Origin of the sequence: Marinobacter sp. EVN1, assembly GCF_000475375.1 — a bacterium.
GTDB lineage: Bacteria > Pseudomonadota > Gammaproteobacteria > Pseudomonadales > Oleiphilaceae > Marinobacter > Marinobacter nauticus.
The window spans coordinates 17,199-42,399 of the sequence record NZ_AXCB01000070.1; the positions used below are offsets into that span (position 1 = coordinate 17,199).

Genomic DNA, 25,201 nt, shown 5'->3' on the forward strand with positions numbered 1-25,201 from the left:
TGAAAACCCTGAAATCAACCGCTCAATCATGACTATGACAATTGGAGATTGCTCATGAACAAACTCTTTCTGGCGTTGGCGCTGGGCCTTACACTGCCGTTGGGCGCTCAGGCCGAGGTTCCCGACGAATGGTCCGGGGTGCTGGATCAGGCCCGCGGACAGACCGTGTATTTCAATGCCTGGGGTGGGGAGTCCAACATCAACAATTATATTCGCTGGGCCGCAGAGCAGGTTGAGGCGCGTTACGATATTGATCTGGTCCACGTGAAACTGGGGGACACGGCGGAAGCGGTATCTCGAGTCGTTGCCGAAAAACAGGGCGGTAATACCGAAGAAGGGGCGGTAGACCTGATCTGGATCAACGGCGAAAACTTCGCGACTCTCAAGCAGGCGGGCCTGCTGTTTGGCCCCTGGGTGGAGCGGTTACCGAATTTCCCTCTGACCGATCCGGAGAACAACTCGGCCGTCACCACCGACTTCACGGTGCCCGTTGAGGGTCTGGAAGCGCCCTGGGGCAAGGCCCAGGTGGTTTTCTATTACGATCAGTCACTGACCGACAATCCCCCGGGTTCCATGTCGGAGCTTCTGTCCTGGGCAAAGAAAAACCCTGGAGAGTTTTCCTACCCAAAACCCCCACAGTTTCTTGGCACGACCTTTCTCAAGCAGGCTCTGATCGAGCTCACCAATGACCGGAAGGCCCTTTACGGCCCGGTCAGTGATGCCGATTTCGAGACCGTGACTGCACCACTCTGGGCCTTTCTGGATCAGCTCCATCCCCACCTCTGGCGTTCCGGTCGCAACTTTCCGGATAACGGGCCGGCACTGCGTCGTCTGATGGGTGATGGCGCCCTGAGCCTGGCGTTTTCTTTCAGTCCGGCCGAGGTACCAGCCGCCATTGCCAATAACGAGTTACCGCCCACCGTCGAGAGCTATGTTCTGGATGGCGGCACCATAGGCAACGTCAGCTTCCTGGCCATTCCTTTCAATGCCCAGCACAAGGCCGGAGCCATGGTGATGGCCAATTTCCTGCTGTCTCCGGAAGCGCAGGCCCACAAGCAGAACCCGGAAAATTGGGGCAGCCTGACCGTGCTTGACATGGACCAGCTCAGCGCGCAGCAACGGGCGGCCTTTGAGGCTTTACCCAGCCCCAAGGGCGGTGTCACCGCAGCGGAGCTTCAAAGAGTTGTTGAAGAACCCCATGCCAGCTGGGTAGAGGCTCTGGAGTCGGCCTGGTTGAAACGGTATTCCGGAAGCTGATGGGTGTGCATCGCTTTGAAGTACAGAACTGATCCATGCTGAGGCTCGGCCCCTGGCTTATCATCTTCAGTCTGGTGGTCCCTGTGGTTGGCGGGACGTTGCTGACCCTGCCCCCGGCGTTCGGCTACCTGCCGGTACTCGGGGGCGAACACTGGTCGGTCCGACCGTGGCTTGAGCTGGGGTCAACGCCCGGAATCCTGCGCTCGGTGGCAGTGAGCTTCGGCACTGGCCTGCTTGCCACCGGCACGTCGCTGGTGGTGGTCTTTCTGTTCCTGTCCACCGTTGCCAACAGCCGGTTCGACCGCTGGATTCAGCGCCTGATCTCTCCGCTGCTGTCTATTCCCCACGCCGCCGCGGCCTTCGGTTTCGCGTTTCTCGTGGCGCCTTCGGGCCTGCTACTGAGATGGGTCTCGCCCTCTCTCACAGGGCTTGAGCGGCCACCGGACCTGCTCCTGCTCAACGATCCGATGGGGCTGTCCCTGATCAGTGGTCTGGTACTCAAGGAGATCCCCTTTCTGCTGTTGGTCAGCCTGGCCGCGCTGCCCCAGATGAACGCAGGCCAGCGGGTGATGCTGGCGCGCTCCCTGGGGTACCGGCCCCGGATCGCCTGGTTCAAGGTGGTGGCTCCTGCGCTCTACCCGCTGATCCGCCTTCCCGTGTATGCGGTGCTGGCATTTGCCACATCCACCGTCGATGTGGCCATGATCCTGGGACCCAATCTGCCGGCCACGCTCAGCGTCCAGGTGGTGCAGTGGTTCAACGACCCGGATCTGTCCCTGAGGTTCCTGGCCTCGGCGGGAGCACTCCTGCAACTTGTGGTCACGGCGTCTGCGCTCGGGGCATGGTGGTGTCTGGAAAGACTGGTGGGCAAGGCTTTCTGGGCCTGGGTGGGTGGCGGTAACCGGCAAACCGGTGATCGGACGCTCCAGATCACTGGCCGGGGCACCATGATTGTGGCAACGGCCCTGCCGGTTCTGGGCCTGTTCGCCCTGGCGCTGAACTCAGTGGCAGGTTTCTGGCGCTTTCCGGCCAGCTGGCCCCTGTCGCTTACCCTCGATCATTGGTCAGGCGCGCTTCCGGATCTGACTGGCCCCTTCATTACAACGCTTGTTATTGCCTTGGCCGCATCGTTGCTGGCGGTGGTGATGGTGCTTGCTGCGCTGGAAAATGAACAGCGCCGCAACCGGCCGGCAACCCGGGCCTTGTGGCTGCTTTACCTGCCACTTCTGGTACCACAGGTGGGTTTTCTGTCCGGTATTACGGTGCTCAGCCAGATGCTGGGACAGGCACCGACACTTTGGGTGGTCGTCTGGGCACACCTGCTGTTCGTGCTGCCCTATGTCTATCTGACGCTGGTGGAGCCCTACCGGCGTTTTGATTCGCGGTGGGTTGTGCTGGGGCGATCTCTGGGCCTCTCCGTGAACCAGGCTTTCTGGCGTATCCGACTTCCGATGATGCTGCGCCCGGTGCTCACGGCCATGGCACTGGGTGTGGCGATCAGCGTCAGTCAGTACCTGCCGACGCAGATGCTGGGCGGCGGGCGTATTGTCACGGTCACGACCGAAGCGGTTGCGCTGTCTTCAGGCGGGGATCGTCGTCTGATTGGCGTCTGGGCCATGGTGCAGGCGCTGACGCCCTTTATCGGCTTTTTGCTGGCCTTACTGATTCCGAGGTTACTATGGAAAAAACGCCGGGGCATGCAGGCCCTTTAGCGGACGACGGCTGTCTGCACCTGCAGAATGTCTCTCTGGAACTGCACGGACATCACCTTCTGGCACTGAACGAGACCATCAGGCCCGGTGAGGTGCTCACCATCATGGGCCCTTCGGGTTCCGGCAAGTCCACACTGCTGGCCTGGATTGCGGGGTTTATGTCCTCCAGCTTTCGCGCCACCGGCCGCGCCATACTGGACGGTGACGACATTACCGGCAGACCGGCGGAACAGACCGGCGTGGGGCTGCTGTTCCAGGACCCGCTGCTTTTCCCCCATCTGTCGGTGGCGGGCAATGTGCGGTTCGGAGCCCGGGGCGCAAAGGCGGATATGGCCGAGCGCGTCGAGAGCGCCCTGGCCAGCGTGGGCCTGGAAGGGCTGGGTCAGCGTGATCCGGATACGCTCTCCGGAGGCCAGCGGGCGCGGGCGGCGCTGGTACGGCTTATCCTGTCCCGGCCCAGGGCCATTCTACTGGACGAACCCTTCTCAAAACTGGATGCGCCTTTGCGCCGTGAGCTTAGGGCGACGGTGTTCGGGCATCTCCGGCAACAGAATGTGCCTGCTATGCTGGTAACACACGATCAGGAAGATGCCGAAGCAGCCGGTGGACGTACTGTTACAATTGATTGACTGGCTGTTCTTTCATGCAACGAACGAGATTTACAGAGAGGTAGGTAAGTCATGAACAGGGTCTGTGTGGTGATGGGTGTCGGCCCCGGCAACGGCGAGGCATTCGTACGGCGATTCTGCCGCGAGGGATACAAGGTGGCCATGCTGGCCCGCAGCGAGGACTACCTGAAGCAGCTTGAGAGCTCCGTGGACGGCGCCCATGCGTTTACCTGCGACATGATGGAACCGGAGCAGATTGCTGCAGTGCTGTCTGACATCAAGAGCGCGCTGGGGCCGGTGTCGGTGTTACTGTATAACGCTGGTGGAGGCGCCTTCAAAAACGTGGAGGACGCCACACTGGAGGAATTTGAAGCCAACTGGCGCCTCAATGTTGGCGGCCTTGTGGCGGCCACCAAAGCCGCATTGCCGCAATTGCGCCAGCAGGACAGCGCCAGCATCATCGTTACCAGTGCCTCGGCGGCAACCCGGGGCCGGGCAAACACCGCGCCTTTTGCCTCGGCCAAGGCGGCCCAACGCAGTCTGGCCCAGTCCCTGGCCCGGCAATTGGGGCCGGAGAGAATCCATGTGGCCAATGTGGTGATCGACGGCGTAGTGGATCTGCCCCGCACCCGCCAGATGCTGCCAGACAAACCGGATGAGTTTTTCGTGCAGCCCTGCGCGGTGGCAGATGCCGTGTGGAACCTTTGCCAGCAGGATGCCTCCGCCTGGACCCATGAGCTGGATATCCGGCCGTTCGGGGAAACCTGGTGACCTCGTTATAGCACCAGGTGGCCGTCGCCCCTGGTGGCAATAACGGCAAATTGGCGGATTTCCTCTGCCAGGTCGTCGTGGTTTTTCAGCCCGGTTTTCCAGTGTTCCGGCACATCATCCATGGCCGCTGCGAGCAGCAGGCCCAAGACCATGCCCCGGTGCACGCTGTCGCCACCGGCCTCGGCGTTGGCCCGGAGTGTTGCGATCAGACCGGCGTTTTGTTGCTGGCCCAGTGCTGCCATAAGCGGTAAGGCCTGTTCGACATAGCAGGCGGTAGCGAAGTAGTCCGGGTTTCTGGCGGCGGCGTTCCCCTCCAGAAAGCGCATGTGCAGGCGCCAGGTTTCGTCTTTCGGGATATTGCCCGGTCCGTCATGGTCACGGTAGGTCTGGAACAGGGACTGGCCGGACACGGCTGGCACCGGAAGCTGATGTCGCAATTCCCTGAAAATCGGTTCCGGCGCTTCACCGTTCACGAGTCTGAGCAATACCGGCACCAGCAGGCCAAGACCGCTGCTGACCAACTCCGAGCGGTGGGTCAGTTGCTGGTGGCCCAGCGCCATCCCGGTGGCCAGGTAGGGGTTGCCTGGATTTAGCAGTGCCAGCACCAATGGCCGCATCAGCCCGCCAACGCTGCCAATAGACCATACCCGGCGTTGCTGCTCGGCACAGTTTTCCCGTGCAACGCCCCGACTGTAATTTTCGAACCAGCGCCGCAGGTAGATTTCGGTGTAGGGATCGTCGGTGTCACGGGGTTGGGTCATATAGTGAATGAAATCGTCGAGGAATCCGTCCTGGCTGTACCCGTCGCGCGCAATCACCGAGCGCATCAACACCCGGACCAGACTTGCCCCCAGGGTCGACTCGCCGGCCTTCAGGCCATGATGATAATGCATTCGCTCATCCAGGGCGGCGGTGGCGTTGCCGTGCTCTTCGTCCTGCTCGTCGAGGGAAAAGCCGAATTGAGTGTAGCTGGTGCGATAAAAGCGGGCGTTTTGATGGAGGATATCGTAGGGCCGCCCCAGGGACTCGGCCTTTGCCACGTCCGGTTGATAGGTCATGCCCAGCATGAAGGCATCCGGGTGGGGATGCGGCGCGGGGTAATACTGGTCAATGCCTCCTGGAAACTGCTCGCGAATACGCTCGCGGGAATAGAACCAATGTGCCGGCATGGCCAGTGCATCGCCAATGAACGCGCCCCAGAGGGCGTTTTCTATTCGCCGGATAACGGACTTGCTCATAGGTTCAAACCCCCTGTCTCTGGAGCCATCTTAAACCGGGTTGGTAGCCAGGATCTTCTTCAGGAAGTCTTTGGTACGGGGGTCTTGCGGATGGTGGAAAATCTCACTGGGCGGCCCCTGCTCCACAATGCGCCCGCCGTCGATAAAGATCACCCGGTCGGCCACATCCCGGGCGAACGACATTTCATGGGTCACCACCATCATGGTCTGGCGCTCTGCGGCCAGCTGCTTCATCAGACCGAGCACTTCCTCCACCCACTCGGGGTCCAGGGATGAGGTCGGCTCATCAAACAGGATGACTTCAGCACCGGTGGCCATGGCACGGCCAATCCCGACACGCTGCTGCTGCCCCCCGGACATGGCGGCGGGGTACGCATCCGCCTTGTCGGCCAGCCCGATCTGCTGCAGGATCTCGCGGGCTCGCTTATAGGCCTTTTCCTTTGGCCATTTGTCCACCACCAATAGCCGCTCGGCGATGTTCTGCAGCGCGGTCTTGTTGGCAAACAGGGCGTAGTTCTGGAACACGAAGGCCGTGCGCCGCCGCATGGACAGAATCTCCGCGCGGCTGGCGCGGTTCACGTCCACGGTCAGATCACCCACGGTCATTGTGCCGGCGGTGGGCTGTTCCAGGAAATTGATACAACGCAACAGGGTGGATTTTCCGGTGCCCGAGGGCCCGATAATGACCACGATCTCGCCTTTCTCGATCGCCAGATCGATGCCGTCGAGGACGACGGTGTTGCCAAATTGCTTGCTCAGTGACTCCAGTTTGATCATCGGCTATAGGCCTTGTTCAGGCGGATTTCCAGGTAGTGCTGAAGCTTGGACAGCATCTCCACCACGATCCAGTAGATAACCGCGGCCACGATGAAGGCTTCAAAATACAGGAAGCTGCCGGCTGCCTCTTTCTGGGTGGCTCCCATCAGTTCGGTCACCCCCAGGGTAAAAGCAAGGGAGGTGGCCTTGATCATGTCGATGAAGTAGTTCATCAGCGTGGGCAGCGCCACCCGCGTGGCCTGGGGCAGGACGATCCGGCGCATCATCTGGCCGTTGGTCATGCCAATGGACAGGGCCGCTTCGGTCTGGCTTCGGTCGACGCCCACGATGGCGGCGCGGATTGATTCCGCCATGTAGGCCGAAAAATGCATGGTCAGGCCCATGATCGTTGCCGTAATGCCGTCGATAACCGTCAGTGCGCTGACCAGCTGAGGCAGCCCGTAATAAAACAGAAAAAGCTGCACCAGCAGTGGCGTACCCCTGAAAAAGGAGATGAACACGATGGTCAGCTGGTTGAGCACCGGGATGCGCAGCACCCGGACCACGGCAAACAGGCAGGCAAGGATCAGTGCAAGCACCATCCCTGTTCCTGCCAGCTGAAGAGTCAGGGGCAGATATCCGAGCAGCACGGGTACCAGCCCCAGCATATAGTCGACGTTTAATATGCCCATGGGCAATCAGCCTCTGCCTGCGCCCTCAGGGCCGTGTAATGTCGGTTCCGAACCACTTCTCGGAGATGGCTTTAAGCTTGCCTTTCTCTCGCAGGGCGGCCAGCGCCTTGTTCACCTGGTCCCGAAGTGCGCGGCCTGCCTCAGTATCCCGGAACGGGTAGGCATTGGTGATCTGTGAGAAGGGGGGGCCGGCCAGCTCAAGGGGCAAAGGCTTTTCCTTGATAATCTGGCTGGCGCTGACCCGGTCCATCACAAAAGCATCGACGCGGCCCAGGGCGGTGTCACGCTCCAGATTGCTCTCGTAGGTTTTGATGTTGATCTGATCCGAGTAGGGAAGCTCCCGCAGCAGGTCGGCGAAATTGGAACCGAGGTTTACCGCGACGGTTTTACCCTTCAGATCTTCCACGCCCTGTATCTCGGTGTTGCCTTTTTTGGTCACCACCTGGGCGCCGTCATAAACGTAAGGCTCGCTAAAGATATAGGCTTTCTTGCGTTCTTCGGTGATGGTGATCTGGTTGGCCACGGTGTCGATCCGGCCCGATTCGAGCATGCCCATCAGGCCGGAGAAGTTGGCGGTTTCAAATTGAATCTCACGGCCCATCTCCTTGCCGATGGCCTTCATGACATCCACCTCGAAACCCTTGAGCTGGTCCTGCTCCACGAAGGTAAAGGGATAATACTGGCCGGACATTCCGACTTTCAGCGGACCTTCCTGGGCAAGCAGAGATGTACTGGCAACCAGTGAAATCATCAGTAACGTATTGATCAGTAGTGTTTTCATAAACCCTCCTTTCAGACGCATCCTACCTCAAGCATAGACGGTGGTGAAAACCGCGCATTGATTCACATTATCTGCTGTAAATCAGTCTTTCGATATCCAGGAGAATGGAAGACGAATCGGTCACTCGCGCCAGCCAGCTTAGTGGAATCCCGTGTTCACCGCCGACACCGTGGATTGCGGCCATGGCCGGCCCGATGATCCAGGCCCGGCCACAGGAATCGCCACCGCAATGAATATTGGCGCGAACCGCCTCTGTAAAACTCCTGGCGTGGCTCAGTATGTGGAAGATCACCGGCATTGCCTCGTGAAGATAGCAGGTTCGGCCGAAGGTATTGCCGGCGTCCACGGCATCCAGACTGGGAAGGTTCCGTGCCTTGTTGAGGCTGTCAGGGTCGGGTGAGTTAGGGGTGGCGACATCCAGCGCGGCTGACAGACTCTCGCCGCGGAACAAGTGATCCAGCAGTGTTGCTGCGCATTTTGCCCAGGCCACGGCTTCGTCATTGTGATTGGTGACCCGCACGGCGGCTTCCGTCACCACCATCAAGTCATCGTTGCCGCAATAGCAGGCGACCAGTGGCGATAGTTTCGAAACTGCGGGCAGCTGCATATCGTCGGCGCCGCTGGTCGGCCACAGCCCGCGGTCAATGGTTTCGGCCAGATGAACGCCGGCTTCCTGTATTTCCGGTTCCTGCCAGGTAAGACTGATCGCCTTGCGAACCGGTTCCGCCAGTTGATCGCCGCTCAGGCGCCGGGTGTAGGGCAGCACCTTTTGCACCAGTACCCGTTTCTGTTGGTCGGTCAATTCGACGGTGGTGGTCGACTGCGCCTGGGCAATCGCCTCCTGTTCGATGCGGCTCAGGTTGTCCAGGGTCACCCGGGTGGGATTGTCGATATAACCCTGCCATTGGCCACCTGGGCCGAAGAACGCCCGGAATCGGCGCTGGTAATCACGGATGCTCAGGGTTCCGTTATTGGCCAGCAGGCTGTCAATCAGAACGCCCATGGCGGCGCCGTAATGGCTGACATCCCCGGCTTGCTTGTCTTCGTGTGCAAAGTAGCCGAAGCCTCCGGCAAAGTACTCGGCTTTCGGGGCAAGAAATTCTGGAGACTGGCCACCAACCTCAAGAATGCGCTTGCTGTCGTAAAGCCAGTGCAATCCCAGGCTGGCGGCGTCTGCAACCCAGCCTCCGGCAAGGGCAGCGACGATGATGGATCTTTGGTCGCAGGGTATGGTGCTGGTCATCGGGAATCCTCGTTTTTCAGTCTCAGAACTCGAGATTGATGAAATTGCTCCGTGCCCGGCGAAGCAACTCTTTCTCTGTTACTCCGGTCTTCTCAACACTTTTTTCCATTCCTTCCGCCCATCTTGCGCCGGAGAGCGATGGAATAGCAAAAGCTGACCAGTAACGTTTCGGGTGCTTGGGTGTCGTTTAACAGATGCCGGCAACTAATCGAGAAGATTGGTTTGGCCCACCTGAACCGATTGGAGGACGCACTTTTGCTTAACGCCCAGCGGATGATTTTCGTTCTGGTTCTGTCAGTCGGGGTTTTTCCCGCGAGTTCCCTGGCGACCATAAGGCTCGAACTTACCAATGACATTATTCTGAGTTCAGACAACCAGTTCACCAACGGCACTTCGGTTGTGGTTTCCTCGCCCGTGGCTGACTCCTTGAATGAAACGCCGTCTGAAATCGAACGGTCGGAGCTCATCGTGAATGACGTGCCTTACGTCGGTTTTCTTGGTTGGGGAAACAGTTTCTACGGATTCAACGATGACACCTTTTACGGTGCCCATCTGAGTCTCTGGCTGTCTACGGACACAGTGGATGAGGACAATCTTCCTGCCAGTGAGGACCCCCGGAACAGTTTTGGTTCATTCATGGCCGAGTATCGGTTTTAGTCTCCCAGTTGGTTAACTGGGCAACACTGTCAAGGAATTGCTGGTAAGCTTCCGATTGTTCCAAAAGCTCTCCCCCCAGAGCCGTCAGGGCATCAACTTCCTGGCTTTGAAGGGCGGCCGTCGGCAGGGCGTTGTACTTTGCTCGTCTGGCGGAATCATCGACCTGATTGAAGGTCAGGGTTGCAAAGTGAACGCTGACTTCGGGTCGGTCCGGTGGGCGCTTCTGGGTAATATTCGCGCCCCAGGCCAGGAATTCTCTACGTGCCTGGGCAATGTTCTCAGTGGTGAGCGTGTTTAACGCGGCATCAAAAGAGGCTTCAAGGGTTTCGAGATTCCCGGGTTCATCACCAGAAACTGCCCACGGATAGGGTGGGTAGACCTGGGCATTCACCAGAACGACCAACACATGCTCAACCTTGCCCAGAGCCTCCGGGCCAAAGGCTCCTGCCATCTTCTCAACATCGCCCCGGTGGGCGACGGGGCTCATCATTGAGCCGCGAACTCCGATGTTGTCGGTAATGCCGCCGTCTGCGAGATTAAGGAACGGCATCTCTTCATGATCAAGGTACCGGGATAGCCCCTGGGCAACCGCAAACTTCCGAGACAGCAGCTCACGGTCTTGCAGGGCCTGGTTGATCCATGGTTTGGTTTTGTCATGACATTCCGGATAATTTCGAAGCCGCAGAGGCGCAAACGCCGGAGGCACCATGGATGATGCCATGACGGCGCGGCTGACGGGGTAGCTGTTGAGGTCGGAACAGAGCAGGTCAAACTGTTGCTGTATAAAGCTGAAGGTCAGCGAATTATTGATGTCCGTGGCATTGATAATGACGAAAGGAAGGGCCCCAAGGGAGAGCTCTGCAAAGGTTTTACCATCGAAGATCCGATCATCGAGAAACCTGGCCATAAGATCGGAGCGATTGAAGTCGGGTGATGCCAACTTTGCCATATTGACTGGGTTTGCCAGCACCCAGCCGTAGGTGCGAGGCCAGTTGCGGAGCAGAAAGCGTTCGCGGAAATCCTCGAACAGCCGATCGCCGAACAGGCCATAGTAGGCGGCGGTGTAACTGCCGCCGGAAACTGCGGAAATCACATCAACCTGGTCCAGTAACCTGTGGTCCTTGCCATCAATGGTGATCTCTTCCTGACGCAGGGCGTTCAGTACGCCATAGGACAGCGCCGAGGCGCGGGTGCCGCCTCCCGAAAACGCCAGAACGATAAACAACCTGTCATCGTTGTCGGGCAACCGGGATTCAAAGTCGTAGGCGGGTTCCAGGGAAGTCTCGCCCAGTTGAGTATTAAGCGTTGTCATTGAGCAACCGCTGATTGCAAGAGCCATTAGTGCCAGCGCACAGAGGCCTGCTGGTATGCTCCTGGTGTTCGGGTGACTACGATAGGTCATTCTGTTGCCTTCGGTGTAACAATCCCGGCCCTGGATGAGTCAATGAACAATAGATCAATTTCATGGCCAGGGAAAAACGTAATGACAAGATCCAGAGTCGAGTTCACGAATGACCAAGGCGAAAGACTTGCCGGCTTGCTGGAGTTACCAAGTCAGTCGAAGACACGGGCAATGGCGCTATTCGCCCACTGCTTTACCTGCGGAAAGGACATTGCCGCGGCGTCCCGCATTGGCCGGGCTCTGGCAAAACACGGCATTGGCGTATTACGGTTTGACTTTACCGGGCTGGGCAACAGTGACGGCGATTTCGGCAATACCAGTTTTTCATCCAATATCGAGGATTTGCTGGCTGCCGGCCAATTTCTCGAAGAGCACAATGAAGCACCCCGAATGATTATCGGCCATAGCCTTGGAGGTGCCGCAGTATTGGCGGCCGCCCAGCGCATGCCGTTCGTGGAAGCCGTTGCCACTATAGGTGCGCCGGCCACGGCCAATCACGTTCAGCACCTGTTTGACAGCAAGGCCGGTGAGATTCGTGAACGTGGTGAAGCTGAAGTCTCACTGGCTGGCCGCAAGTTCAATGTGAAGTCGCAGATGCTGGATGATCTGGTGAAGTGGAATAGCCCGGACCACATCGGTAACCTGCGAAAAGCACTGATTATTTTCCATTCGCCGGTCGATCAGGTGGTGGAAATCAGTCAAGCTGCCACCATCTATCAGGCCGCGAAACACCCCAAGAGTTTTATCTCTCTGGATAAGGCGGATCATTTGCTGACCAGTGCAGTGGACGCCGAGTATGTGGCGGATACACTGGTGGCCTGGTCGAGTCGGTATCTATAACGGCGCGGCTAGTCAGGTATCTGCCGAGCCAGAGCGCTGGCAAGCTCTTGCAGTGCGCGCGAGCGTTCCAGTCCCCCCAGGAATCGCTGCGGGATGCCGTCAAGGCCCACCTGGGCACCCACCAGCGCTCCGACCAGCATGGCCCTTGACTGGTTCTGGCCACCGCCATTGATGGCATGCAGGACCGCCTGTTCAAAATCATCGTTGAATGTCGCCGCCAGATAATAGGCCGCCGGTAGCTGGTGATAGAAGGCGCAGGGCATGCCAAAGAGGCGGGAGACCTTCCAGGCGGGTTCTATGCGGGTGTCCGGATCGGCGGCCATGCCGGCAATATCGGAGGCAACATACAGGGCGTCTCTCACAATATGGCGCCTGGCTCTCAGCGGCAACTCCGGGTGATCCGGCGCCGGCTTTCGGGTGGTGACCGGCGCAAACGCCAACGCATCGTCTGCAAGCCACTGAAGAGGTTGCTGTGAGATACTCTCATCCAGAGGGTTTCCCTCGACCAGCCTGGCCAGAATGCAACCAAAACCAACGCCCACCGAGAGCATGGTCTCGCTGCTTTGGGTCAGAGCGGTGTTATTGGCTATGGCCTGGGACATCCTGGCAGGCTCTGCTGCGTAGCGTACGGCAATGGCCAGGGTTCGTTCCATGGCTTCGGTGGTATCGGCAGCACCTCCGATATCGTACCAGGGCCGTTTTTCAGCGACACGGCGCTTCCAGGCATGGCGGATGGACTCACTGGTGTAATGGCCCGGTCCGCTGTGGGGCTGTCCGTCCAGCAGGGGGAAAAGCTCCCGATCCATACGCTGGCAGAAATCCGCTTCATCATAACCTTGGCGTTCAACCAGCGAGCGCAGCATAAGCTCCAGTATGAAGCCTGACTGGCTGTTCTGGCCTGCCTCCAGGCCGTGATGGAACCGTCCCGGTTGCGGTGTGGTGTAGTCATCAATCCAGTTGCCGTAGGTGCGGTGAAGCTGTTTCAGGTCGTAATACCAGTGGGGGCCGACGCCGAGGGCTTCGCCAATGAATGCGCCCATGAGGGCGCCCACGGCTCTGTCATTTGGTGTCCCGGTCATTGTCAGACCTCCGTCATCGGTGAGGCAGAATCTCCTTGCAGCGAGCGAATAATCGGGCACTGCTGTCGATCATCACTGCACCGACACCGCTCAACCAAAGTATCGAGAGCGGATTCCATTTGCCTCAAGCTGGCGATTTTTCGGCGCACGTCGTCCAACTTGTGCTCCGCCAGAGCCCGGGCTTCATCGCAACGGGTGCCGTCTTCCAGTTTCAGCAGCTCGGAAATCTCATCCAGGCTGAACCCCAGCCACTGGGCCGAGCGGATAAAGTGTAGCCGGGCCAGCGCGTTCTGATCGTATCGACGAATGCCCCCGTAGGGCTTTTCCGGAACCGCCACTAACCCACGCCGCTGGTAATAGCGAATGGTCTCGACATTCATGTCCGCGGCGCCTGCCAAGCCACCGATGGTCATTGTCTGTTTATCTGCGAGGGTCATGGCTCTTGACTCCGTAGTCGACTACGGAATTAACCTTCTCACAGGTAAGAATGAAATCACAGAGGCCGGGAGGTGAGATCTTGAGGAACCCCAGAATGCTGCTGCGAACCAGCCTGATCGGCACCGTGGTTGTTGCGCTGTGTTGCTTTACACCCATTTTGGTGGTGCTGCTCGGTGCCCTCGGCCTGGCGGCGCTCACCGGTTACCTGGATTACGTGCTTTTGCCGGCTCTGGTGTTCTTTATCGGGCTGACGGTCTACGCCTTCTGGAGAAAAAAGAAATATGAGGCCTGCTGCAAGAGTCCTTCCAATAAGGAGTCAATATTGTGAATCAGCCCAATACTCCGCACATTGCAGTGATCGGGAGCGGTGGCGCGGCTATGGCGGCGGCCCTGAAAGCGGCTGAAAACGGCGCTCGTGTCACCCTGATTGAGCGCGGCACCCTTGGTGGTACCTGCGTGAACATCGGCTGTGTGCCGTCAAAAATCATGATTCGGGCTGCCCACATAGCTCATCAACGCCGCCAGAGCCCGTTTGATGAGGGGTTAAGCGCTCTGGAGCTGGTGGTTGACCGGCCGGCTCTGGTTGTACAACAACAAGCCCGCGTAGCGGAGCTGCGTAACGCCAAATACGAGAGCATTCTGCAGGACAACCCGGCCGTCACCGTGCTGCACGGCGAGGCCCGCTTCGTCGATGCCAACCATCTGACTGTGGTCCTGAACGATGGCGGTGAGCAGACCGTCCACTTTGACCGTGCCTTCATCGGCACGGGTGCCCATCCTTCGCAGCCGCCGATACCGGGGCTGGTAGACACTCCGTACCTCACCTCGACCAGCGCACTGGTTCTGGATAGCGTGCCCGACCGGTTGGTGGTCATCGGGGCGGGTTTCGTCGCACTGGAACTGGCCCAGGCCTTCGCACGGTTCGGCAGCCAAGTCACGATTCTGGCTCGCAGCCGGCTGCTGTCCGGGGAAGACCCGGCCATTGGCGAAGCCTTGGAAGAAGCTTTCAATCGTGAAGGCATTGAGGTGCAGAAAAAGGCACATGTGAGCCGGGTGAATTACAGCCATGAGGAGTTTGTGCTGGAAACCAGTGCAGGAATCCTGCGCGCTGACCAGTTGCTGGTGGCTACAGGGCGCACGCCGAACACGGAGGCGCTGAACCTGGAGGGCATTGGCGTGGAAACCCTCAATGGTGCCGTTCAGGTAGATAAATATCTGCGAACCACGACCCCTGGCATCTACGCGGCCGGTGACTGTACCGATCAGCCCGAATTTGTCTATGTTGCTGCGGCAGGAGGCAACCGCGCCGCCATCAACATGACCGGCGGTGAGGCCACTCTGGATCTCAGCGCCATGCCGGCGGTGATCTTTACCGATCCCCAGGTGGCTACCGTTGGCCTGAGTGAAAGAGAGGCACGGCTTGCAGGTTACGACGTGGATACCCGGTTGTTGGGCCTGGAGAATGTGCCCCGGGCGCTGGTGAATTTCGAAACCCACGGATTCATCAAAATGGTGGCCGAGAAGGAATCAGGCCGGTTGCTCGGCGTGCAGGCGGTCACCGCTGAGGCCGGCGAGCTGATCCAGACTGCGGTGATGGCGATCCGGGCCAGGATGACTGTGCAGGAAATCGGCGACGAGCTGTTTCCGTATCTGACTATGGCGGAAGGGCTAAAGCTTTGCGCTCAAACGTTCACCAAAGACGTAAATCAGTTGTCTTGTTGCGCATCGTGAGGGAGGCATATCGAGCATTCGAGCCCAAAATTACCCACACACTGGTGACATCATGCCCGCCAGGATTGAAAGCTAGCCTGTAACACAGAATGGAAGTTCGGGTCTCTACTATGAGTCATAGGGTACAGAGTTTCCATGATCGAAACCTCGATTGTTTTGACCATTGCAGGGTTCATTGGCTATACCGCGCAGATAACCGGCCTGTGCATGGTTCGCGGCGTATCGGACTGGATGCGGGGCCGGCGCTTGCGCTTGACGGCCATTGTGATGGCGGGGTTCTGGATTTACCTGTTCACGCCGCTGATTGCGTATTACGACCGCCCGTTTCTGAACGTCTATGCGTTTCACTGGACCATCCCCCTGGGTGGGCTGATCTTCGGGGTTGGCGCAGCCATTAATGGCGCCTGCTCGATTTCCACGGCAACCCGGTTGGCCAGTGGCGACCTGCGCATGCTGCTGACCATGATCGGGTGGTTGGCAGGTTGGGTAATGCTCATCCTCCTTCAGGTGGAGCCCGACCTTAATCGTTCGATCTTTCAGCCCGGCCTTATGCCCTGGTTTGCGGCAAGCGCCCTGGTCTTGGCATCTGTTCTGGTTTACTGGCGATTCCGACGGCGTTGGCGAATGTGGAGCGGTATCATGCTGGTGGGCATTTTTGCCGGCGCCCTGTTTCTGTATGAACCGGCCTGGTCACCCAGTGATTTTGTGAGGGACGCAGGGCTCAAAGTGATGGGCGGTGACTCACCAGCGCCTTCCATACTCCGTGCGATGCTCCTGGTTGCTATGCTGGTAGGCATGGGGGCAGGTGCCTGGCGGTTCAACCGTTTTCGCTGGCGATTGCCCGTGGCCGGTGATATGAGCAAATACCTGGGCTGCGGTGTATTGATGGGGTTGGGTTCGGCCCTGGCCCTAGGCGGCAATGATTACCAGTTGCTGCTGGCTTTGCCGGCGTTGTCGATGGCCGGGGTGTCAGCCCTTTCCGGCATGCTGGCGGGCATCTGGCTGGGCGTAAAGCTGCTGGCGAAGTTGACCAACGCCCCTGGAGTCGCACAGTAACCGGTATCGTTCATGGTTCGGGGACTGTAACAATCGCGGGTTTTGTGTGTTTACCTCAATTACTGCGTTGACTCTGTGTGACCTCTGCATCGTTGGTCGGGTCACTGACCCCTTGGGTGGAGCTGGACTCCACCCTTTTTTTGATCTCTTCCTCGATAACCCATAGCCGGTCCTGGCCCCAACAGCTTGTCTCGCCGTAGCGGAAACTGGGAACCCCCCAAAGACCGCACTCATACATGGCCTGACGGTTGTCTTCCGCCCAGTCGCGCCAGCTTTCATCGTTCAAAAGGGCTGTGGCCTTCTGCCAGTCCAGACCTGCGCGCTCCACAATCCGTTTCAGGCCGACGTCGGTCTCCGAACGGATCCCCTCGGCATTGACTGCCCGGGCGTAGCTGCGCATGTAGTCGATCTCCCGACCCTGCGAGCGGGCGTAGTCAAACAGCGCATAACAACGCTCGACACCGGGGCCCAGGGGATCGGCGACAAAGCCGTAGGGAATGCCGAGCTTGTTGGCTTCCCTCTTGGTGTCATGAAAGATGTACCATTTTTTCGCATCGGGCACGGACTGCGCGCGCATCAGCATCGGCAGAACCGGCCGAAGCCGGAGCGGCATATTCCAGGCGTTGGCGAGTTGGACGGCACGTTCCAGACCAAGATAGGAATAGGGGCTGCGGATCGAGAAAAACACCTCCAGAGGAGTCGCGGCGGCCGGGTGGTTGGCAGGGAGAACGGTGGCGTTACTGGCCAGATCCGCCCAGGTGCGGGTGAAGAGGATGGCATTGGCAGTATTTCGTTTTAGCCCCTGCCTGATGAGGCTTTGCTCCAGGTGGTCCAGCCGATCCACGCCCCAGAACCAGTCACCCAGGTACCAGACCATACTGCCCTGGTAATGCCCGAGCCGGCGGAGTATCGCTTCATTTTCCGATAAAGTCTCTTCATCTGGCCGGTCATCTGTTGCTGCACCGGTGGTTGAACCCCAGAGCTTCTCGAACACGCTCAGGGCGGCCGACAGCGCATCCGGAGTCTTTTCGGCAACCAGCAGGCGCGCGGACGCCGAGATCAGTTCGGTCTCTGAGGGTGGCGTTGCCCGGTCGGGCGGCGTAAAGCCATAGAGGTTTGCGAGTCTTGTGGCGTCCTGCTGGGCCCAGGTGGGCCAGAGTGCCGGTTCCGGAAACATGTCAGCGTCCAGCCGCCACACCGTGTGAAGGCGGAAACGCACCCGGTAGTGGTCCTGGAGCTGGGTAAGTGCCTGCAACAGCGGCAGGCCGAAAGGATCACGGGGATTTATAAACACCAGCGCCAGGTCCTGCTCGCCCCGGATTTTTGCACGCGCGCTGTGGGTGGCATATTGCAGGGAATATCTGCCTGAACTGGACAGGGCGCGGGCGAACCAGGGCATGAGGTCCGCTTTTTCGGGACGGCGCATGGCAATTCCTTGTTGTTATTGGTGAAGATGGAGCCAGCGGGCAAGCCGTGAATCCGGATGGCGGCTGAGGGACCAGGGTAGCCATACCATCACGGCCAGGATAGCCAGTGCAGCGACTACCGTCAGCACCGGATTCAGTTTGAACGTGTTGCCCAGCCCGGCAAATACCAGCGTCATTGGCAACATGCCGATTGCCGTTGCAACGGCAAAACGCCAGGTACGGATTGCGGTGACCCCCGCGGCATAACTGATCAGGGCAAAAGAAAAAAGTGGTATCAGACGGGTCAACAGGATGGCAATGGTCAGAAAGCGCTGTGAGCCATCCCGGGCCAGCACGGGGTTGTCCGGAAAGCGTCTGCAGATTGCTTCCCGGCCCAGGAACCGGGCAATCCAGAAGGCCACGAGGGCGCCGATAACGGCACCCGTGGCGGCAATGGCGGTTCCCGGCAGAACGCCAAAGGCAAGTCCGGCCGTCGCGCTGACCGGGAGGGTGGGAATCGGGCCTACCACGACTGCGATCAGCATCAGCAGCATTAACAGTACCGGGCCGGCCGCGCCCTGGCTCTGCAGCCAGGTCGCGAGGGCATCCGGTGAAAGGTTCGGCGGCATTCCCAGAATCTGCAGCAGCCACCAGGCACCTGCCAGTGCGGCGACTACCACAAGGACAACGGCAATTCTTGATGTCATCAAACAGCCTTCGTTATTGCCAGCGATCGGCCCTTGCCAGCCGCCATTCTTCCGCCCAGTTTGCGGGCGCGCAGTCTTTGTGCAACAGACAACCGGATTCGATACCGGGGTAGAGCTGTGCATAGTTCATCACCAGGCTTGGATTAACACGCCGGTTCAGATGGCGTGGTTGCAGGTCTTCGAGGCGGTCAATGCCGAGAATGCCGAGCAGTTCTGCCAGCGCCTCGACCGAGGAGTGCTGATAGTTTGCCACCCGAACGCCTTTATCGGTTACGTCCAGCTGTTTATAGCGGGCCGGATTGGTGGTTGCGACGCCAGTCGGACATTTATCGGTGTTACAGCTGCGGGATTGTATGCAACCCAGAGCCATCATCATACCTCTTGCCGAATTGACGGTATCGGCACCCAGCACCATCAGGCGCAGCATATGGAATGCTGAAAACGACTTGCCCGAGGCGATGAGGCGCACCTGATCACGAACGCCAATGCCTTTGAGGGCATTATGCACAAACTGCAGCCCGTCCCTGAGCGGCATGCCGACCGAATTGGTCAGCTCCACCGGCGCGGCCCCGGTGCCACCCTCGCCGCCATCGACAGTGATGAAGTCAGGGAGCCGGCCGGTTTCCAGCATCGCCTTGCAGACGCCGAGGAATTCCTGACGGTTGCCGGGACAGAGTTTGAAGCCCACCGGCTTGCCACCGGACAGAGCTCTCAGTTTGGCCACGAAAGTTACCAGCTCGGTCGGGCTTGAGAATGCCGAGTGGCCTGGGGGCGACAGAACATCCTGGCCCATGGGCACTTTCCGGATGTCAGCGATTTCCCGGGTCAGTTTGGACGCTGGTAACACACCGCCATGCCCGGGCTTGGCGCCCTGGGAAAGCTTGATTTCGATCATCTTTACCGAATCCCGTGCGGCCTCCCTGGCAAATAACTCCGGGTCGAAATTGCCTTGCTCATCGCGGCACCCGAAATAGCCAGTACCAATTTGCCACACCAGATCGCCGCCGTATTTCAGGTGCCACTCACTGATGCCGCCTTCACCGGTGTTGTGGAAAAAGTTGCCGAGTCTGGCGCCCCGGTTCAGGGCCATGATGGCATTGCGGCTGAGCGCACCATAGCTCATGGCGGAAATGTTCAGTGGAGCCGCATCGTAGGGCTGGGCGCAACGGGCTCCGCCGAAACGGATCCGCAGGTCGGTCGGCAGGCAGTGTTTCGGTGCTACGGAATGATTGACCCACTCGTAGCCATCCCGGTAGACGTCAAAGATCGTCCCGAATGCGCGGGTGTCGTTGTCTTTCTTGGCTCGCTGGTAGATCAGGCTGCGGAACTCACGGTTCACCGGGGCGCCATCGAGGTCGGACTCCACAAAATACTGCTGCAGCTCTCTGCGTACCGACTCAAAAAGATACCGGAAGTGCCCGATCACCGGATAAATGCGCAGAAGCGTGTGTTTGTTTTGTAGAAGATCATAGGTGCCAAGAGCCAAAAGGGGCCCTGCGATGAGCCAGAGCCATCGGGTGGATGGCCACTGGAGGGACGCCAGAGAGATTGCAATGATGGCTACCAGGCCTGAAAGGATGAAGGCATGTCGAAAAACCATGGTTGTATTCCTGACTTGTTGGGAGGTTATTCGTTGTTTGATCCGGTGAGCCAAGGACACCTTCGAGGCCGCGTTGTTACAGAAGCAACCACCCCCCCCACTGCCCATAGGTGAAACAGATCGGGCGAAAGAATTTCGAAACGTGATGTAACAGTTGTAAATCTCATGTGTCGGTATCCGTGAAACGCGAGAAATCAATGCCCTGACGACGACGGGCAACGGACAACCGGAACGGAGAGCGCGACAAGATGACTCGGCAGGATCGTCAGTATTGGATGGGTGGCAACAGGTCCTATGAACAGGATCGTTTTTTCGAGGAATCTCTCGATAAATCCCTGTGGCAAAAGGCAGAAGGCCCTGAAAACTGGGATGCCTGCTGGTACACCGGTATGCCGGACCCGGAATTCTTCAGCCAGGTGGGCCCGGAGCGGAAAATCAACCACATCCCCGGCAACAATGCCCTCACGGTGAAAAGCCGCCTTTACCGCAGCCTGATGGATTTGCGCGACCGCGTTGAGCGGCAGGAAAAGAATGGCAACCATCTCACTGACCGCCTGGCATTCGTGCCCAAAGTGTTCTCGATGCCCGAGGATTACCACGCGTTCCAGCAGGCGGCGCTGGACAATCCGGACAAGCGCTGGTTGCTGAAGCCGAAGAATGCCGCCCGCGGCAAGGGGATTCAGCTGGTGGGTGATCCGGCCGACGTGCCCATGGAATCCTCCTGGATGGTTCAGGAGTACCTGGAAAATCCCCACACCATGCACGGTCGCAAATACGTTCTGCGGCTGTATGTGCTGGTTTCTTCCGTCTCTCCCTTTCGCGTTTACCTGTATCACCAGGGTTTTGCCAAGCTGGCATCCATGCCTTACGACGAGGAAAACGCGAATAACCCCTACAGCTATCTCACCAATCCGGATGTGAACGCGCTGAATCTGGATGCCGACGTGCCCGTGGAATTCGTGGATTTCGAACGTTACCGGGCCTGGCTCCGGGAACAGGGCCACGATGATGAAGCCCTGTTTGCCAAAATCGAGGACATGGTTGCCCTCACCTGTCTGGCTGCCCTGGAGCCCATGCGAGAGCGTTCCCGGGTGATCGGTGCCGATACCCGTGGCTGCTATGAACTGATGGGCATTGATTGCCTGATAGATGCTGACATCAAGCCCTGGATCCTCGAGTGCAACCTCAGCCCTTCCCTGGAGGTCTGTGCCGGCCCGGAAAGTGGCGGTGATATCGAGGAACGTATCAAAGGATCCATTGTTGCTGACATGGTCGAAATGCTCGGCCTGAACCGGTCACCGAACAATGAGCAGCGTGGTTCCGTTGTCGAGCAACTGGTTCGTGAGACCCAGACGGAACTGGCCAACAGTGGCGGGTTCCGGAATCTGATACCGGGGGCGAACCCGTCGGAATACCTGCCATTCATGGCCTTGCCGAGGTTGTCGGATTGGGTCGTCGCCCAGGCTCTCTCTGACCGGCCCCTCAAGCAACCCCGCCTCGAACGCTGGGTGGCAGAGGAAACCTTCAGCGAAGACCAGGTTTACCTCTACGACACCCGCCTGGGCCACCTGAGCAGCCTGAACGAGACCGCGTCGCTGATCTGGTTGATGGCCACCGAGGGCGCCGGGCCGGATGACATTGCCTCGGCGCTGGTGGAGTCTGCCTTGAAAAGCATGCCCTCTGCCCCGGATGCCTGGGCTATCCGGAACGATGTCTGGAATACCCTGGCGGACTGGGTCAATAACCGTTTCCTGATTCAGTCCGAGGGGCAGCCGGGTGATCAGAAGGTTTCAGAGTCTGGCCAGCCTCCGTTCCCGGAAACCTCCACCATGATGTCGATGGCCCTGTCCTGCGGTCGTTTCCGGGCACGCTTCTTTACCGATAGCGCGCCTCTGGTCAACCGGATTGAAAGCCTGCTTGAGCCCATGGCGATTTCAGATGAGGCGGGTAAGGACTCATTGCCAAGACTTGAGATTGTTCGGGATATCCCGGGCTTTACATTGATTCTTGATGGCCAGGTGATCCGCTCTCGTCTGTCACTGGCGGCGGTCGTTCCGGCGCTTGCCAGCTGTCTGGCCACCCATGCCGCCAGACACGATGACATCGCCATAGACGCCGGTCTTGTTGCCGGCCCCGATGGCGAAGTGTTCCTGGTCAACCATTCTGAGCCGTCGCTGCGGGACGCGCTGACATTGGCGTTGTCCACTCAATGGCGGGTGGATTATGGCCGTGGCGCACTGCTCACAAGTACCAATGGCTCTAGCGTCACCGGGCTGGGTTTGCCCCTGCACAACCCCGATGGAAAAAGTGTGTTCACGCCAGCGAAAACAGGCATTGCAGGCTTTGCCGGGCGCGTCAACGCCCTGCTCGTGCCGAGTGCGGAGCCACTGGGAGACGACAGCGGTGTGCAGACCCTGACCGTGAACGAGAGTCTCAGACACCTGATTTCCAGCTGTTGCGGCGAAGACGGCCGGCCGTTGGATACCGAGGGTTTCGCCAAGCTGGCCGGTTGGCTGGAAGGTCGTGAGCGCTATCTGGTGGATATGAATAATCTGGAGGCCGCCGCGGCGGCACTGTCCGGGCGGTGTTTTGAGAAGGCACCGCAAAAGGCATCCGGGGGCCGTTGAGCGCAAAAGCTCTCTGGCTCCGGATACGGAGAGGCCGGGTGTAAGCCTGGCAGTTGTTACGTCAAATCAAGGGGGACACATCATGTCCAGAGAAACACAGAAACAGAGATTGCTCGGCAAGCTTGCCCGGGGCATGGCCTATACCGGCCCCGTGTTTGCGGTGGTTATGGGCGCTTCGGCGTTCAACGTATCGGCCGCCGACGCCACGGCTGAACCCGGCTACCTGATGCTCGCCGCCGGAGAGGCGGAGGCCGAAGGCGAAGCGAAAGGCAAGGCTGAAGGCGAAGCGGAAGGCAAGGCCGAGGGCGAAGGTGAAGCTGAGGGAGAAGGCGAAGCGGAAGGTGAAGCCGAAGGAGAGGCCGAAGCCTGAACCGTTGATCGGGTGGGCACGAGCCAGACTTGTGTCCACGCGGTCGTTCTCACTGCTCCAGTTTCAAAGGCGACAGAACCCGGGACCACAAGAAGCGGACGAAGACCATGACTCAATCAGGCTCTGAGCGAGACGACACCATTAACGACATTGTTGAAGAAAACGCCCATGCAATCGGGCAGCTCATTGAAATGCTGGAAAACTTGCCCGGTAATCTTTACCGGCGAAGCTTCGGCCAGCGTAAACAGCATGTGATTGGCAAGCACGTCCGTCACATTATCGACCATTACAGTGCCCTGCTGTCGGCAACAAGGTCACCGGGAGCGTTGCTTGACTATGAAAACCGCGAGCGGGAGCTGTCACTGGAAACGGATCGGCGCGCTGGTGCCAACCGATTATCAGAGATTCTGCAGACGTTGCGTAGCCGATTCAGCGCGGACCATTCCGACGGGCTTGCCATGTTGCACACCAGCGACGAACAGGGGCAGGTAGTCACGACCAGCGTGGATCGGGAACTGGTGTTCCTGGCCAGCCATACCATTCACCACATGGCGATTATCGGCATGCTGGCCGAGCAGGCGGGCGTGGAAGTCGGTGCCGGGTTCGGGGTTCATCCCTCAACCTTGCGATACCTGCAACGGCAGGCCCGGGGTATGGCCGAAAGCGCCTGACCTAATGTGTACCCTGAGCTGGCAATACTCACCGGCAGGACTTGACCTGTTTTTCAACAGGGACGAGTCGTTGCAGCGCCCCGAAGCGGGCCCGCCCGTTGTTGAGTGTCGCGATGGGGTCAGCACGGTGATGCCCAAAGATCCGTTGGGTGGTGGCACCTGGATCGCAGCCAACAGCCAGGGCCTCATTGTCGCCCTTTTGAACAACTATCGTTACCCATCCCGGGTGCCTGCAGTAAAGGCGACAAGCCGCGGGTTGCTGGTCAGACATCTGAGCTCAGCGCGCACCGTTGCCGAAGTCCGGGAACTTCTCTGGGGTGAGACCCTGTCCCGGTATCCGCCTTTTATTCTCCTGGCATTCAACACCCAGCCCTGTGGTCCTATCAAGTGGGAATGGACCGGCGAGTTGTTGAAAGAAACCCGTGATCTGGCAGGCACGACCATCAGTTCTTCGTCTCTTATGCCGCGCGTCGTTCCCGCTCTTCGTCGTTATCTGGTTCGCCTTGCAATGAAGCACTGTGAGCCAGGCCGGGCTGTCGGGCGTCTCATGGACCTGCATCAGAACAAACATGGCTGGCCTGAGAGCGTGGCCATCGCCATGAAGCGAAAAGGTCGCGCCACGGTAAGCATGAGTCATATCCGGGTAACTGATACCGATGTCACATTCAGATACTGGCCCGGTTTTCCGGGCAGTAACAATTGCGCGGCCGGGGTGTCCGTGCTTCAAAGGCCTGGATAACAGGCTCGCACCCTGAACAAGGAAAAATACGACCGGAGGTTGCACATATGTCCACAGACAAAAATCGAAAGGAACTTCTACGAAAACTGTCCCGGAATCTCATGGTATCGGTTCCCATGATGACGGTGGTGGCCGTGGCCGGCTTCAATGCGAGCAGCGGTCCCGGGCTTGGGTTGATCCCTTCGGCTGAGGCCGCTCAAGGGGAGGCTGAAGGCGAGGCCCGCGGCGAAGCAGAGGGCGAGGCCAAGGGCGAAGCGGAAGCTCGTGCCGAAGGCGAGGCGGAAGGCCGCGCAGAAGGTGAAGGCGAAGCTGAGGGTGAGGCTGAGGGTGAAGGCGCGTCTGCCAAGCTGAAAAAAGCGGTTCGCCGCCCCGACGGCTATACCCCTTACCAGGGCAATGTGGCTGATCTGCGGGCCCAGGGAGAAAAGCTGTTCAACGACACCAGCCTTTCTTCCAACGGCCTTTCCTGCGCCACCTGTCATGCCAATGGCGCTGGCTACAACGCCACGTTCAAGAATGAATACCCCCATGTCGTGGCCATGGGGCAGCGTGACTTCGGCATGGATATGGTGCACCTGGATGAAATGGTCCAGATCTGCATGGTGGCACCGATGGCTGCAGAACCGCTTGAATGGGGCTCCGAGGAGCTGGCGGCGCTAACGGAGTATTCCCGGGTGGAACAGAAAAAGTTTATCGACAAGCAATAGCATCGCTTTATATCAGTGAGTCTGCTGTCGGACTTGGGTGGGGATAAAACCCCACCCTTTTTTGTAATTTACCTTTGGCTGGCGTGTCTCTCTAAAAAGCTCTTGCAAACGGC

General features: G+C 58.9%; 25 protein-coding genes. 14 read left to right on the plus strand and 11 right to left on the minus strand.

Features of this window, described 5'->3' with window-relative positions:
• Positions 1–54: 54 nt before the first annotated feature.
• The 4 genes from Q674_RS37275 to Q674_RS37290 are packed head-to-tail and all read left to right on the plus strand — an operon-like array spanning position 55 to position 4,348.
• The gene (locus Q674_RS37275; protein ID WP_023009755.1) at positions 55–1,257 is read left to right on the plus strand and encodes an ABC transporter substrate-binding protein; all 1,203 of its coding nucleotides are present in this window, start codon (positions 55–57) and stop codon (positions 1,255–1,257) included.
• Between the two features lie 35 nt (positions 1,258–1,292).
• Positions 1,293–2,969 carry an ABC transporter permease gene (locus tag Q674_RS37280; RefSeq protein WP_023009756.1) on the plus strand — a complete coding sequence of 559 codons (1,677 nt, stop codon included), beginning with the start codon at positions 1,293–1,295 and terminating at the stop codon, positions 2,967–2,969.
• Positions 2,936–3,598: an ATP-binding cassette domain-containing protein gene (locus tag Q674_RS37285; RefSeq protein WP_023009757.1), complete on the plus strand. Its 663-nt coding sequence runs from the start codon at positions 2,936–2,938 to the stop codon at positions 3,596–3,598. Before Q674_RS37280 ends, Q674_RS37285 begins: the two co-directional genes overlap by 34 nt.
• A 51-nt stretch (positions 3,599–3,649) precedes the next feature.
• Positions 3,650–4,348 (plus strand): SDR family NAD(P)-dependent oxidoreductase, encoded by a 699-nt coding sequence (locus Q674_RS37290; RefSeq protein WP_023009758.1) that lies wholly within the window; start codon positions 3,650–3,652, stop codon positions 4,346–4,348.
• A 5-nt stretch (positions 4,349–4,353) separates the two neighbouring features.
• Here Q674_RS37290 and Q674_RS37295 read toward each other — a convergent pair whose 3' ends face one another.
• The 5 genes from Q674_RS37295 to Q674_RS37315 all read right to left on the minus strand — a co-directional run bounded on the left by Q674_RS37295 (position 4,354) and on the right by Q674_RS37315 (position 9,058).
• Positions 4,354–5,586, minus strand: coding sequence for an ADP-ribosylglycohydrolase family protein (locus tag Q674_RS37295; protein ID WP_023009759.1), 1,233 nt, complete (start codon positions 5,584–5,586; stop codon positions 4,354–4,356).
• A gap of 30 nt (positions 5,587–5,616) precedes the next feature.
• Complete coding sequence (locus tag Q674_RS37300; RefSeq protein WP_023009760.1) at positions 5,617–6,363, minus strand: amino acid ABC transporter ATP-binding protein; 747 nt, start codon at positions 6,361–6,363, stop codon at positions 5,617–5,619.
• Positions 6,360–7,034 carry an amino acid ABC transporter permease gene (locus tag Q674_RS37305; RefSeq protein ID WP_023009761.1) on the minus strand — a complete coding sequence of 225 codons (675 nt, stop codon included), beginning with the start codon at positions 7,032–7,034 and terminating at the stop codon, positions 6,360–6,362. Before Q674_RS37305 ends, Q674_RS37300 begins: the two co-directional genes overlap by 4 nt.
• A gap of 25 nt (positions 7,035–7,059) precedes the next feature.
• Positions 7,060–7,815, minus strand: a complete 756-nt coding sequence (locus tag Q674_RS37310; protein WP_023009762.1) for an amino acid ABC transporter substrate-binding protein — start codon at positions 7,813–7,815, stop codon at positions 7,060–7,062.
• Between the two features lie 67 nt (positions 7,816–7,882).
• Positions 7,883–9,058 (minus strand): ADP-ribosylglycohydrolase family protein, encoded by a 1,176-nt coding sequence (locus Q674_RS37315; RefSeq protein ID WP_023009763.1) that lies wholly within the window; start codon positions 9,056–9,058, stop codon positions 7,883–7,885.
• Between the two features lie 222 nt (positions 9,059–9,280).
• Here Q674_RS37315 and Q674_RS37320 point away from each other — a divergent pair, with 222 nt between their 5' ends.
• Entirely contained in the window at positions 9,281–9,715 is a 435-nt protein-coding gene (locus tag Q674_RS37320) for a hypothetical protein (RefSeq protein ID WP_023009764.1), read from the plus strand.
• Here the strand turns inward: Q674_RS37320 and Q674_RS37325 are convergent.
• Positions 9,693–11,027 (minus strand): patatin-like phospholipase family protein, encoded by a 1,335-nt coding sequence (locus Q674_RS37325; protein WP_227501255.1) that lies wholly within the window; start codon positions 11,025–11,027, stop codon positions 9,693–9,695. The two genes, Q674_RS37320 and Q674_RS37325, sit on opposite strands and share 23 nt — an antisense overlap.
• A gap of 171 nt (positions 11,028–11,198) precedes the next feature.
• On the opposite strand from Q674_RS37325, the gene Q674_RS37330 reads away from it, so the two are divergent.
• Complete coding sequence (locus Q674_RS37330; RefSeq protein WP_031210422.1) at positions 11,199–11,957, plus strand: alpha/beta hydrolase family protein; 759 nt, start codon at positions 11,199–11,201, stop codon at positions 11,955–11,957.
• 8 nt (positions 11,958–11,965) lie between these two features.
• Here the strand turns inward: Q674_RS37330 and Q674_RS37335 are convergent, their stop codons facing one another.
• A complete protein-coding gene (locus Q674_RS37335; protein WP_023009767.1) occupies positions 11,966–13,036 on the minus strand; it encodes an ADP-ribosylglycohydrolase family protein in 1,071 nt (356 codons plus the stop codon).
• Positions 13,037–13,038: 2 nt separating this feature from the next.
• Positions 13,039–13,473, minus strand: a complete 435-nt coding sequence (gene merR, locus Q674_RS37340) for an Hg(II)-responsive transcriptional regulator (RefSeq protein WP_023009768.1) — start codon at positions 13,471–13,473, stop codon at positions 13,039–13,041.
• Between the two features lie 80 nt (positions 13,474–13,553).
• Here merR and merF point away from each other — a divergent pair, with 80 nt between their 5' ends.
• The 3 genes from merF to Q674_RS37355 all read left to right on the plus strand — a co-directional run bounded on the left by merF (position 13,554) and on the right by Q674_RS37355 (position 16,261).
• Positions 13,554–13,802 (plus strand): mercury resistance system transport protein MerF, encoded by a 249-nt coding sequence (gene merF, locus Q674_RS37345; RefSeq protein ID WP_031210424.1) that lies wholly within the window; start codon positions 13,554–13,556, stop codon positions 13,800–13,802.
• Between the two features lie 50 nt (positions 13,803–13,852).
• Positions 13,853–15,205 carry a mercury(II) reductase gene (gene merA, locus Q674_RS37350; protein ID WP_051993067.1) on the plus strand — a complete coding sequence of 451 codons (1,353 nt, stop codon included), beginning with the start codon at positions 13,853–13,855 and terminating at the stop codon, positions 15,203–15,205.
• A 135-nt stretch (positions 15,206–15,340) separates the two neighbouring features.
• Positions 15,341–16,261: a YeeE/YedE thiosulfate transporter family protein gene (locus Q674_RS37355; protein ID WP_023009771.1), complete on the plus strand. Its 921-nt coding sequence runs from the start codon at positions 15,341–15,343 to the stop codon at positions 16,259–16,261.
• Between the two features lie 55 nt (positions 16,262–16,316).
• Here the strand turns inward: Q674_RS37355 and Q674_RS37360 are convergent, their stop codons facing one another.
• From Q674_RS37360 to Q674_RS37370, 3 genes are read right to left on the minus strand one after another with little or no spacing between them, the layout of a single operon-like run.
• On the minus strand, positions 16,317–17,687 hold the full coding sequence (locus Q674_RS37360) for a DsbA family protein (RefSeq protein ID WP_023009772.1): 1,371 nt from the start codon (positions 17,685–17,687) through the stop codon (positions 16,317–16,319).
• A 15-nt stretch (positions 17,688–17,702) separates the two neighbouring features.
• Positions 17,703–18,374, minus strand: coding sequence for a TVP38/TMEM64 family protein (locus tag Q674_RS37365; RefSeq protein WP_023009773.1), 672 nt, complete (start codon positions 18,372–18,374; stop codon positions 17,703–17,705).
• A gap of 13 nt (positions 18,375–18,387) precedes the next feature.
• A complete protein-coding gene (locus Q674_RS37370) occupies positions 18,388–19,974 on the minus strand; it encodes an FMN-binding glutamate synthase family protein (RefSeq protein ID WP_023009774.1) in 1,587 nt (528 codons plus the stop codon).
• 248 nt (positions 19,975–20,222) lie between these two features.
• On the opposite strand from Q674_RS37370, the gene Q674_RS37375 reads away from it, so the two are divergent.
• The 5 genes from Q674_RS37375 to Q674_RS41365 all read left to right on the plus strand — a co-directional run bounded on the left by Q674_RS37375 (position 20,223) and on the right by Q674_RS41365 (position 25,088).
• The gene (locus tag Q674_RS37375) at positions 20,223–22,601 is read left to right on the plus strand and encodes an amylase (protein ID WP_031210427.1); all 2,379 of its coding nucleotides are present in this window, start codon (positions 20,223–20,225) and stop codon (positions 22,599–22,601) included.
• Positions 22,602–22,683: 82 nt separating this feature from the next.
• Positions 22,684–22,971: a hypothetical protein gene (locus Q674_RS41245; protein ID WP_023009776.1), complete on the plus strand. Its 288-nt coding sequence runs from the start codon at positions 22,684–22,686 to the stop codon at positions 22,969–22,971.
• A 107-nt stretch (positions 22,972–23,078) separates the two neighbouring features.
• Complete coding sequence (locus Q674_RS37385; protein ID WP_022992312.1) at positions 23,079–23,642, plus strand: DinB family protein; 564 nt, start codon at positions 23,079–23,081, stop codon at positions 23,640–23,642.
• 4 nt (positions 23,643–23,646) lie between these two features.
• Complete coding sequence (locus Q674_RS37390) at positions 23,647–24,381, plus strand: NRDE family protein (RefSeq protein ID WP_022992311.1); 735 nt, start codon at positions 23,647–23,649, stop codon at positions 24,379–24,381.
• Positions 24,382–24,428: 47 nt separating this feature from the next.
• On the plus strand, positions 24,429–25,088 hold the full coding sequence (locus Q674_RS41365) for a cytochrome c peroxidase (protein WP_023009777.1): 660 nt from the start codon (positions 24,429–24,431) through the stop codon (positions 25,086–25,088).
• Positions 25,089–25,201: the final 113 nt, after the last annotated feature.

Excerpts from the sequence above, each read along its gene's own strand:
- Q674_RS37275 (WP_023009755.1), top strand. The coding sequence starts at position 55 with ATGAACAAACTCTTTCTGGCGTTGGCGCTGGGCCTTACACTGCCGTTG.
- Q674_RS37280 (WP_023009756.1), top strand. The coding sequence starts at position 1,293 with ATGCTGAGGCTCGGCCCCTGGCTTATCATCTTCAGTCTGGTGGTCCCT.
- Q674_RS37285 (WP_023009757.1), top strand. The coding sequence starts at position 2,936 with ATGGAAAAAACGCCGGGGCATGCAGGCCCTTTAGCGGACGACGGCTGT.
- Q674_RS37290 (WP_023009758.1), top strand. The coding sequence starts at position 3,650 with ATGAACAGGGTCTGTGTGGTGATGGGTGTCGGCCCCGGCAACGGCGAG.
- Q674_RS37295 (WP_023009759.1), bottom strand. The coding sequence starts at position 5,586 with ATGAGCAAGTCCGTTATCCGGCGAATAGAAAACGCCCTCTGGGGCGCG.
- Q674_RS37300 (WP_023009760.1), bottom strand. The coding sequence starts at position 6,363 with ATGATCAAACTGGAGTCACTGAGCAAGCAATTTGGCAACACCGTCGTC.
- Q674_RS37305 (WP_023009761.1), bottom strand. The coding sequence starts at position 7,034 with ATGGGCATATTAAACGTCGACTATATGCTGGGGCTGGTACCCGTGCTG.
- Q674_RS37310 (WP_023009762.1), bottom strand. The coding sequence starts at position 7,815 with ATGAAAACACTACTGATCAATACGTTACTGATGATTTCACTGGTTGCC.
- Q674_RS37315 (WP_023009763.1), bottom strand. The coding sequence starts at position 9,058 with ATGACCAGCACCATACCCTGCGACCAAAGATCCATCATCGTCGCTGCC.
- Q674_RS37325 (WP_227501255.1), bottom strand. The coding sequence starts at position 11,027 with ATGACAACGCTTAATACTCAACTGGGCGAGACTTCCCTGGAACCCGCC.
- Q674_RS37330 (WP_031210422.1), top strand. The coding sequence starts at position 11,199 with ATGACAAGATCCAGAGTCGAGTTCACGAATGACCAAGGCGAAAGACTT.
- Q674_RS37335 (WP_023009767.1), bottom strand. The coding sequence starts at position 13,036 with ATGACCGGGACACCAAATGACAGAGCCGTGGGCGCCCTCATGGGCGCA.
- merR (WP_023009768.1), bottom strand. The coding sequence starts at position 13,473 with ATGACCCTCGCAGATAAACAGACAATGACCATCGGTGGCTTGGCAGGC.
- merA (WP_051993067.1), top strand. The coding sequence starts at position 13,853 with ATGGCGGCGGCCCTGAAAGCGGCTGAAAACGGCGCTCGTGTCACCCTG.
- Q674_RS37355 (WP_023009771.1), top strand. The coding sequence starts at position 15,341 with ATGATCGAAACCTCGATTGTTTTGACCATTGCAGGGTTCATTGGCTAT.
- Q674_RS37360 (WP_023009772.1), bottom strand. The coding sequence starts at position 17,687 with ATGCGCCGTCCCGAAAAAGCGGACCTCATGCCCTGGTTCGCCCGCGCC.
- Q674_RS37365 (WP_023009773.1), bottom strand. The coding sequence starts at position 18,374 with ATGACATCAAGAATTGCCGTTGTCCTTGTGGTAGTCGCCGCACTGGCA.
- Q674_RS37370 (WP_023009774.1), bottom strand. The coding sequence starts at position 19,974 with ATGGTTTTTCGACATGCCTTCATCCTTTCAGGCCTGGTAGCCATCATT.
- Q674_RS37375 (WP_031210427.1), top strand. The coding sequence starts at position 20,223 with ATGACTCGGCAGGATCGTCAGTATTGGATGGGTGGCAACAGGTCCTAT.
- Q674_RS41245 (WP_023009776.1), top strand. The coding sequence starts at position 22,684 with ATGTCCAGAGAAACACAGAAACAGAGATTGCTCGGCAAGCTTGCCCGG.
- Q674_RS37385 (WP_022992312.1), top strand. The coding sequence starts at position 23,079 with ATGACTCAATCAGGCTCTGAGCGAGACGACACCATTAACGACATTGTT.
- Q674_RS37390 (WP_022992311.1), top strand. The coding sequence starts at position 23,647 with ATGTGTACCCTGAGCTGGCAATACTCACCGGCAGGACTTGACCTGTTT.
- Q674_RS41365 (WP_023009777.1), top strand. The coding sequence starts at position 24,429 with ATGTCCACAGACAAAAATCGAAAGGAACTTCTACGAAAACTGTCCCGG.